This window comes from Roseinatronobacter ekhonensis (genome assembly GCF_900499075.1).
Lineage (GTDB): Bacteria > Pseudomonadota > Alphaproteobacteria > Rhodobacterales > Rhodobacteraceae > Roseinatronobacter > Roseinatronobacter ekhonensis.
Genome location: NZ_UIHC01000081.1, coordinates 1 through 7,934 on the forward strand (window position 1 = coordinate 1; position 7,934 = coordinate 7,934).

Annotated in this window: 9 protein-coding genes; 4 read left to right on the forward strand and 5 right to left on the reverse strand. The window is 56.1% G+C overall.

The window, feature by feature from the left end:
• Positions 1-248: 248 nt before the first annotated feature.
• Both ROE7235_RS20260 and ROE7235_RS18070 read left to right on the forward strand, forming a co-directional pair.
• Positions 249-1,541 (forward strand): site-specific integrase, encoded by a 1,293-nt coding sequence (locus tag ROE7235_RS20260; protein WP_183073576.1) that lies wholly within the window; start codon positions 249-251, stop codon positions 1,539-1,541.
• A 239-nt stretch (positions 1,542-1,780) separates the two neighbouring features.
• Positions 1,781-2,143, forward strand: coding sequence for a hypothetical protein (locus tag ROE7235_RS18070; protein WP_147434263.1), 363 nt, complete (start codon positions 1,781-1,783; stop codon positions 2,141-2,143).
• Here the strand turns inward: ROE7235_RS18070 and ROE7235_RS18075 are convergent.
• Genes ROE7235_RS18075 through ROE7235_RS18085 form a run of 3 tightly spaced genes read right to left on the reverse strand, consistent with a single transcriptional unit; the run spans position 2,132 to position 3,687 of the window.
• Positions 2,132-2,881 (reverse strand): hypothetical protein, encoded by a 750-nt coding sequence (locus tag ROE7235_RS18075; RefSeq protein ID WP_121097090.1) that lies wholly within the window; start codon positions 2,879-2,881, stop codon positions 2,132-2,134. The two genes, ROE7235_RS18070 and ROE7235_RS18075, sit on opposite strands and share 12 nt — an antisense overlap.
• Before the next feature lie 28 nt (positions 2,882-2,909).
• Positions 2,910-3,263, reverse strand: a complete 354-nt coding sequence (locus ROE7235_RS18080; RefSeq protein ID WP_121097094.1) for a hypothetical protein — start codon at positions 3,261-3,263, stop codon at positions 2,910-2,912.
• A 25-nt stretch (positions 3,264-3,288) separates the two neighbouring features.
• Positions 3,289-3,687: a DUF3768 domain-containing protein gene (locus ROE7235_RS18085; protein ID WP_245964023.1), complete on the reverse strand. Its 399-nt coding sequence runs from the start codon at positions 3,685-3,687 to the stop codon at positions 3,289-3,291.
• A gap of 211 nt (positions 3,688-3,898) precedes the next feature.
• Here ROE7235_RS18085 and ROE7235_RS18090 point away from each other — a divergent pair, with 211 nt between their 5' ends.
• Positions 3,899-4,519: a TRM11 family methyltransferase gene (locus ROE7235_RS18090; protein ID WP_245964022.1), complete on the forward strand. Its 621-nt coding sequence runs from the start codon at positions 3,899-3,901 to the stop codon at positions 4,517-4,519.
• A gap of 41 nt (positions 4,520-4,560) precedes the next feature.
• Positions 4,561-5,214 carry a DUF6900 domain-containing protein gene (locus tag ROE7235_RS20430; RefSeq protein ID WP_220669590.1) on the forward strand — a complete coding sequence of 218 codons (654 nt, stop codon included), beginning with the start codon at positions 4,561-4,563 and terminating at the stop codon, positions 5,212-5,214.
• On the opposite strand, the gene ROE7235_RS18100 is transcribed toward ROE7235_RS20430, so the two are convergent.
• Positions 5,211-6,257, reverse strand: coding sequence for a hypothetical protein (locus tag ROE7235_RS18100; RefSeq protein ID WP_121097097.1), 1,047 nt, complete (start codon positions 6,255-6,257; stop codon positions 5,211-5,213). The genes ROE7235_RS20430 and ROE7235_RS18100 overlap by 4 nt on opposite strands.
• Before the next feature lie 14 nt (positions 6,258-6,271).
• Positions 6,272-7,402, reverse strand: coding sequence for a toprim domain-containing protein (locus ROE7235_RS18105; protein WP_183073577.1), 1,131 nt, complete (start codon positions 7,400-7,402; stop codon positions 6,272-6,274).
• Positions 7,403-7,934: the final 532 nt, after the last annotated feature.

The window sequence follows — 7,934 nt, forward strand, 5'->3', positions numbered from 1 at the left end:
CAAACTGCATCATTGCCGAGCTTGATGAGGAAGAGACGGCAATATTCGGCGCCGAAATAGATAATAAAATAACATCAATATCTTACGGGCCGGATAAGGTTCGACGGAGGTCGCGTCCGCTCCGCCACCTCACTTCTGGCAAGACGGAACACCGCCCCTAAGGCGTTGTTTTTATTGATTGTATGATGATCCCTGCAGGTCGGTCGATTTCCGATCTTGGTACAAATCTTGGTACAGGGATCCAGGTCATGTGGGGACTTCACCTAAAGAAGCGTGGACGCTGGTGGCACTACTATCGCGCGGTCCCGGAACGCTTCTGTGATGTCGACAATCGACGCCTGATATCTTTCTCGCTGCGCACATGCGACTTCACGCAAGCTAAACTGCTGGCGGCACAAGTTTCTTGTGATCTGGAAGGCGATTGGCAGCGGTCATTGGATGCCGGTGTGTCGCTTGCCAGCTCAGATCTTGCTGATCGCTATGGTGCAGCGGTAGCGGTTCAGATGGAGCGAACGCTCAAGCCTAAAACGGCAGGGGATTTGACCGATACAGATTTGATAGACCGTCTGCGACTGCTGTTAAACGAGCAAACCTCAACTTCTGAGAAAAAGGCCATTCTGGGCCTGGTTGAACAACCGAAGTTGTCGATGACGGACGCGTTTGAACGCTTCTGGACGCACATCGAAGACGAGCGAAACGGATTGAGCCACGACCAAGCCCGCGTAAAGCGGAACGGTTACTTGAAGGCCCTCTCCAACTTTAATGCGGCCGTTGGAGACGTGCCCATGTATGCTGTGGAAAGACAGCACGCGATGGCTTTCCGCACATGGTGGCTCACCCGATTAAAAGAAAAGAACCTCAAGCCCCATACCGGCAACAAGGACATCAACGCTTTACGCAGATTGATCTCCACGAATTTCGATATTGACGGGGTTGAAACGCCAAACCCGTTTGCCCGTATCAAGCTGAAAGACGAAGCTCAAGTTCCGAGGACTCCGTTCTCGGCAGAGCAAATCACGATGTTTATAAAGCCGAATGCGATGAAAAAATTGGCCCCAGAATTCCAGCGTTTATTGCGATTGCTCGTCAATACGGGCATGCGCCCGGTGGAGGCGATTGGGTTGGAACTGGATGACGTCATCCTAGAACATGAGGTGCCACATGTGCATGTTCGAAAGAACGCCGTGCGCGGACTAAAGACCGATCACTCCGAGCGCCTGTTGCCTTTGCTTGGGGTGTCGTTGCAGGCGGCTGAAGAACTGGTGGTAGCCGGAGGCTGGGGGAAACGGCTTGGCAAAAACATGTACGCCACCAGCATCATCAATCGTAACCTGCGCGATAGCGGCATCGTCACTGACAAACGTCAGAGTCTGTATAGTCTGCGGCACTGGTTTCAGGATCAGTTGACCAAGCGTGACGTGGTCGATCGAGCGCAGGCGCAGCTGATGGGGCATAAGTTTCAACGGCCCAAGTACGGCTATGGCAAGGATCTGGCCGAATTACGTGACATCATTGCCCCGTTTTCGATCGCAGCGCCATGAGCCGGTCGCGAGATGTCTGCAGTTCGAATTGTGCCGCATAGATAGCTTGCAGTCGGGCATGCATCTGCAAGAGAGAGGACTCTTCCTTGGAAGTCGAGCCTGGCAGCAGCTCGGCTAGCAGCCGTTCCATTCGGGCGAATTCTTCGGGCGTCATGAGGTCCATTGCCAGATAATTTGCCAAATCCGGCATGCATCTGAGAGACGGGATCCCGTTTTGTGCAGACCTCGCCCAGCAGACCATGCCTGGTAATCTTGAGCTGATGGAAAAACCTCAAGAAAACGAGACCCTGGAGCGCGCTGAATATTTAGTCTATGCGGCAACCTGGGAAGGTATTCTGCTGGAAATACGCCATTGCCCCTGTTGGTTTTCGATGCCCGACGATGACTTCGTCACCCAGCACATTGAAATCCGCAGTCAGGACAAGCGCCTGTTACCAATCACTGAAACGGGCTACCGGTCCCATTTCATGAACGGGGATGAGGCGTTGGCTGAGTTCGACAACGATCCGGTAGCATTCGTGCTGTGGTGGTTGGATGAAGCCGCCAAAGACCCTTTGTGGAAACGCAAGGCAGAGGATGATCGGCAAGGGTCACTTTTCTGAAATCTCCATATCTGTTGAGAGGTCACGCTGGAACCGCCGGTGCGCATCCATGGCCAATTTGACCTCAACGGTTGGCAATCCGACAATCGGGGTTTCATTGGCTTCACGAACACGGGTCAAGGCTTTTTCTGAGTGGGCGAGCGTGCGCCATGGATCGTTATGCTCCAAATGATAACGCAACGCGGCCAAATCGCGGCTGGCGTCCTCAATATCGCCGTACACTTGCTGAGTGTCTGGGTCCGGTCGTTCGCCGCAAAGCGCGCTGATTTCTTCATGCGCGCGCCACAGGGAGCCTTCTGCCGTCATGAGGATCTGGTATTCACGCGGCTGATTGGCCGTTTCACCAATGGCCTGAAACTTGGCGACCGCTTCTGGGATCTCGCCGTGGAACATCTCAATGTCGCCTTGGGTGCGATCACAAGCCGGACGGCAAATGGTCAACATCACGCGGGTGACACAGTTTTCGCGGATGGACTGGATCCGGTAGTGGTACGACCGATCGGTGTGGGCTTCCGCGTCTTGCGTCAGGTAGGTGGAGCCGCCACGGTCTTTGAGAACTGCGATTACGGCAGCCGAAAAATCCGCCGCTTCAAAGCGAGGTAAATCCCAAGCGAGGCGACGCGCCATGGCAATGTGCCGAACCAGACCATGTGGCCCTTCCGGGTAGCCGTCATGGTGTTGATACAGATCGAAGCTTTCGCGATCGTCAGCAACTGTGATCGTGGCGCGTGTAGACATTTTTAAGCGGTGAAAAGAGAAGAACGCGCTACCACCAGCAGGAATAGAAGACCTTTTGGCGGGTGCGTAGGATGGCCCGTGCCCATTGGCAGAACTCGAGATCCCGGTGGCGGTATTCCGACGCGGATTCGTCTTGGAATTGATGGCCGTAGAAGAATCCTCCTGGACTGTCCGGCAGTTCGTTGCGTTCAATCATCGCCTGCAAAGTCGCGATGTCTTCTGCCTGCAGCTCCAGCTGATTGCAATTTAGCGCGTCGGCTGCTTGGCCTGTTCGATTGACCCAAAGCTGTTCCATGAACTCCTGCAGCTTGGCGTGTTTGCGCCAATTGAATTCTGGGTTTTGAGTGCGATCAGCCGTGAAGGCGTATTGGTCGAGGCCCATGGATAGCGCGGGTTAGAAAATCGGTTCAGTATTCTGAAGCCAGCAAAATGGTCATGACACGGCGGGTCACTTCTGGATCGCCGGGATTCGGTGAGCCGTATTCTAGATTTGCGTCATAGGCGTCGATTTTGAACATCACCCGTGCATCGTCGACCTCAAACATGCCGAATTCGTGCGTCCCGTAGGGATCGTTGTTAGGCGTAAAGTCGTCGAACGTGTTCACCGTCCGGAGCACTTTGGCGAGGGTGTCGTCCGCGAGCGCATTGACGCCTTGGGTCATCACCACGCGTCCGCCGGTTAAAGTGGTGCGCAGTTGATCATTCAGCGTGCGGATCGCCACTGTCTGGGCGTCCACATCTTCCCGTTCTGCCGGGAATTGGTCTGGTGTATCTGACATCAGAATATGGGTTAGGAACACCGGCATATTACCCAAGGTCGTCGATCTCGTCCAGATTTGCACAACCCGAGCGACCCGAGCCGGTTTGGCCCGCGCTGATTGGGCTCGATTAGAACCGCCCAAGATTGCCACGCCCTGGCCCCTGTCAACGGTTTGCCGCTGCGCGTTTGCCCGTTTTGACAGTGTCCTTTGGGGGCGTAGCTCGTGGTCGGTGTCTTATCTCTTAACCCAAACAGACATGACAAACCCCGTTTCTCGGCCCCGTGTTCGCAGTGCAAACCCCGCCCGTCAGACACAGACAAGACCTGGGCGCGCGCCGTTCGAGTTCTACCCAACCCCGCCAGAAGCCACCCGCGCCCTGCTTTCGGTCGAAAGCTTCGACGGACCAATCTGGGAGCCTGCCTGCGGCGACGGAGCCATCGCCCGCGAATTGACCAATGCGGGCTACGAAGTCACCTCGACCGACCTGATAGATCGCGGGTTCGGCCAAGGTGGGCGTGACTTTCTGAAATCCACTCAGCCGCTGGCGAAACACATCGTCACCAATCCACCCTACGGGACGCACGGCCTGGGTGACGCGTTCGTGCGGCGCGCTTTAATCCACGCCCGCAGGACTGGTGGGACCGTGGCCATGCTGTTGAACCTACGTAGTTTGGCCAACCCTGACCGTCACCGAAAGTTCGTCAAAACACCGCCTGCAGCGCTTTATTTTCTCGATGATCTTACCTGCTGGCCCGAAGGTAAACCGACCTCAAAAACCGCCCGCATCGCCCGTCAGCAATACTACTGGGCCGTTTGGAAACCGGGCCACACCGGAGCCCCAACCTGCTGGTGGCTCTCCACGCGGGACTTCAAATAATTCCAGCTCATTCGTCACTTAATCTCTAATCACTTCATATCATGAACCAATTCCAACCATCACAACCATCAAGCTCTACACCACGTTACCCCATGCTTCATTTGCCGCTGGTAGGCGAGGACGGCAATGCATTCGCCATTCTGGGCCGAGCCAGCAAGCTGCTGCGCGACCACGGTCTGGACAAAATCGTCGTAGACCAATTCTTGGCCGAAGCCCGATCCGGGGATTACGCTCATCTACTCGAAACCTGTCAACGGTGGTTCGCCTGTGATCAAGCCCCGTCACCGGATGCAACCTTGGAAGACATTGCCATGCAGCATCTCGACATAGAGACGCTGGAAACCCAGAATAGTGACCGGCTCGACTTCCATGATGTATCCGTCTGGTCGATCAAAGCCGCCCTCACTGAGAGCTATGAACGCGGTTATGAAAAGGGACAGCACACCATGCCTGAGCCTTCGGTCACCGAAAGCCGCGTGACGGCTGATCTACGCATTGATCTGCTAGAACAAATCGCGCTAACGGCGAAGACCGACGCTGAACGCTTTGTCGCTCATACCAGCTGGACCACCGAAGATCCGATGGCCACGCTGCGCGCCTTCGCCGACAGTTCAGCCGCCAACGCGTTGACGCCCAAGCTAGCCACAGCAGCGCACGACATCCTGCGCCGACTGCGGATCGATGACACGGCCTAAGGCTGTCTCATCTCTTGCGTCCGGCGTCGCAATAGCAGCGCCGGACCGAACAACGCGCCTAGTTCGAGGCTAATCGCCAGAAATAGTGGCAGCAAAATCTGCCGCTCCGCCCCGAATAACCCAAGGCTTTCGAAGGTGGTTATCATCCGGGCGAGAAGTTCCGAATTGCCCTGCGCGGCCTCGGTCAGGGATACGATCCGATCAAGCACCCCTTGGGCTTCAGCGACGGTGTTCTGGAAAGCCGTTTCCAGTTCCTCTGCAATCCGACCGCAACCCCCGCGCGTACATTCTTGCCGCCACGCCGCCTCGTCTTGAGCAGCGCGTTGAAGCAAGTTTTGATGTTGGACGCGTAACGCTTCGAGTGTCTGCGTTCTCGTATCCGCGTCGGTGTTGATTTCGGCCCCCAGCAGAAAGGAGGCCGACAGGATCGAGGTGGTCGACAGCACGGAAACCGGAGACAAGAAAAGTGCCATGCTCAACGCAATGCTGCCCAATGCGAACCGGCCACGCCCGTTCAAATAAAACCCAATCATCACAAATCCAGGCCGCATCATGTCGAGTGCCATGACGCCCATAGTAAACAAGATCTGAAACTGTGCGGCTTCGCGCCCGAGTTCCCACGCGAAGCTGGCGTTCAACCCGACCAGTGCGATCAACAACGTCAAACACGCCACCGCGCTCAGGGACAGACGGCCATGCTCGGCCCACCGATCCAATCGGTTCGCAGGCTGAATGGTTGCGAATGTGCTTGGCGGTGCTGGAATGAGCGGAATGGTCTTCTGGGGCAAGCGCAGCTGACCAAACGAGGTCAGATGCCAGCTTTGCGCGGTGCCGTCAAAATCGATCCAGCCCGCTTGCTTGAGATGCTGCATCACCCGGCGCACAAAGTCACCGTCCTGGCCAGCGACCACCCCTTGATCGACCAGCGCGTCAGCGAAATCGGTCTTGGTGAAGCTGGTTGCTGGTACGTTTTCCAACGCTTGGATCATCATCGTTTCCGATAACGTGATGCCCTTGATTTGAGCCATCTTGCTGGCAGACATAAGAATTCTCCTCCCTAAATCAGGTTTTTGGCGCGCAGCCAGATCAGTTGTTCGGTGGAAAAATCAGCCAGATCGTCGGTTCCAGCCGGGATATGTACGGCACCGCGCGAGGACCTGGCGATCGGTGAGTCCCAATCAAAAATCACCGGCTCCAACCCGACTTGACGCAGAGCGTCAGCTGCCTTGACTGCGCCTTGGCGGCCTGCATCATCCCGGTCAAAAACTACTCGGATTTGTTTGGCCCCGAAAGTGTCTGCCATCAGTTTGAGCTTCTTCGCCTGCTGCTTCGATAGCGACGCCCCAAAGCTGGCGACAACATTGCGCAGGCCTGCCTCGACCGCTTTGGCGACATCGAAAGGCCCTTCGGTGACGACGATCGCCCCGGTCTCTTTGACCTGTTTCGCAGCGTCTTCGTGCAGTGAAATAATCTCTTGAGCGTACAGCTCATCGGTTTTGCGGAAGCCTGGGTAAAACAGATACTTGGGGTCGATATCGTCGGTCGGTGCTCGCCCTAGATGGCTGAGGATCACGCGGTTTGGTGTATTGGGGTTTTTGCTGGTCGAACGCGCGTCCGCCACCTGGAACACCACCCGCCCTTTAAGAGGGGAGCGTCCTTGCGGCAGATAGCCGATCCCGAGCAGTTCGCAGGTTTCTTCCGAGATGCCGCGTTCCGCTAACCACGGATGGTATTCACACATTTTCAGGAGATCCTGACGGATCACCTCATTCGCAGGCCTTTCACTTTCGGTTGCAGCCGAAATTGACTTGGTGACACCCTGTCTGACCGTGTCACGGTGCGCGGTGACAGGCTCTGACAGGTCGACCGAAGCATGCGCCCAACCCCGTTCGAGGATCAGTCGCCCGGCTTCGTAGCAGTTGCCGCCGTCTAGCCGCTGCACCAGTTCGATCGGCCCGCCACCTTCCCCGATGGAAAAGTCGTACCAGACCCCGCCCGCCGCCATGTGAAAGCTGGGGGTCTTCTCGTCATGGAACGGCGAAAACGCCCACCAGTCGTTCGGCTTGCTCTTTTGTTCGGCTTTTCGGAGCCCCAGACCTGCAAACAAAGCTTGCCAATCGATCGAAGCCCGGATTTCATCTAGGTTCTCGGCGTTTAGTCGTACGGTGTCAGATGTGCGCTTGTTCATGGGGAAGGCATTGCATGTAATCATGACTTGCGGTCAGGGACGGGTTTCCGCCAAAGTCATCCTCAAGCGTACATGGGCGGCATAGCCTGCCAACTCTATTGCTGCTTTGTGCAAGCTGGATTTGCGATGGTTTGGTGGTGTTTGGTCGACCGGGCACAGCCCGAAATTCGCGGCGTATCGGCAGAGCCTATTCTCTCCTCACAGCGGAGCGCGATGTTTATTTGGCAGAGCCAAAGCGGCGGTGCTTTGGCACCGCGCAAGTTTGCATGTCTGCACAAACAGCCCAGTCGCAGAGCGACACGAGGCTGATTTGATGCGACATACACCTTGCCAAGGGAGAGCCCTTGGAACCCCGAAATTGAGCAGTAGAATTTCCGAAGCCGCATACCGCTGTGAGGCCGTAGCTAGAGCGCGTCTGGTTCAATCAGTTTCATATCCAGCGGCCTTGAAGAAGTTGTAGCATTCGTCAGGGGTGAACAGGTTACAAACATGACCGACCGCCTTCCATAATTCGTCATATGTCCGTGCAGCG

Excerpts from the sequence above, each read along its gene's own strand:
- ROE7235_RS18080 (WP_121097094.1), bottom strand. The coding sequence starts at position 3,263 with ATGGGCCTCGACCAATACGCCTTCACGGCTGATCGCACTCAAAACCCA.
- ROE7235_RS20260 (WP_183073576.1), top strand. The coding sequence starts at position 249 with ATGTGGGGACTTCACCTAAAGAAGCGTGGACGCTGGTGGCACTACTAT.
- ROE7235_RS18075 (WP_121097090.1), bottom strand. The coding sequence starts at position 2,881 with ATGTCTACACGCGCCACGATCACAGTTGCTGACGATCGCGAAAGCTTC.
- ROE7235_RS18070 (WP_147434263.1), top strand. The coding sequence starts at position 1,781 with ATGCCTGGTAATCTTGAGCTGATGGAAAAACCTCAAGAAAACGAGACC.
- ROE7235_RS18105 (WP_183073577.1), bottom strand. The coding sequence starts at position 7,402 with ATGAACAAGCGCACATCTGACACCGTACGACTAAACGCCGAGAACCTA.
- ROE7235_RS18090 (WP_245964022.1), top strand. The coding sequence starts at position 3,899 with ATGACAAACCCCGTTTCTCGGCCCCGTGTTCGCAGTGCAAACCCCGCC.
- ROE7235_RS18085 (WP_245964023.1), bottom strand. The coding sequence starts at position 3,687 with ATGCCGGTGTTCCTAACCCATATTCTGATGTCAGATACACCAGACCAA.
- ROE7235_RS20430 (WP_220669590.1), top strand. The coding sequence starts at position 4,561 with ATGAACCAATTCCAACCATCACAACCATCAAGCTCTACACCACGTTAC.
- ROE7235_RS18100 (WP_121097097.1), bottom strand. The coding sequence starts at position 6,257 with ATGTCTGCCAGCAAGATGGCTCAAATCAAGGGCATCACGTTATCGGAA.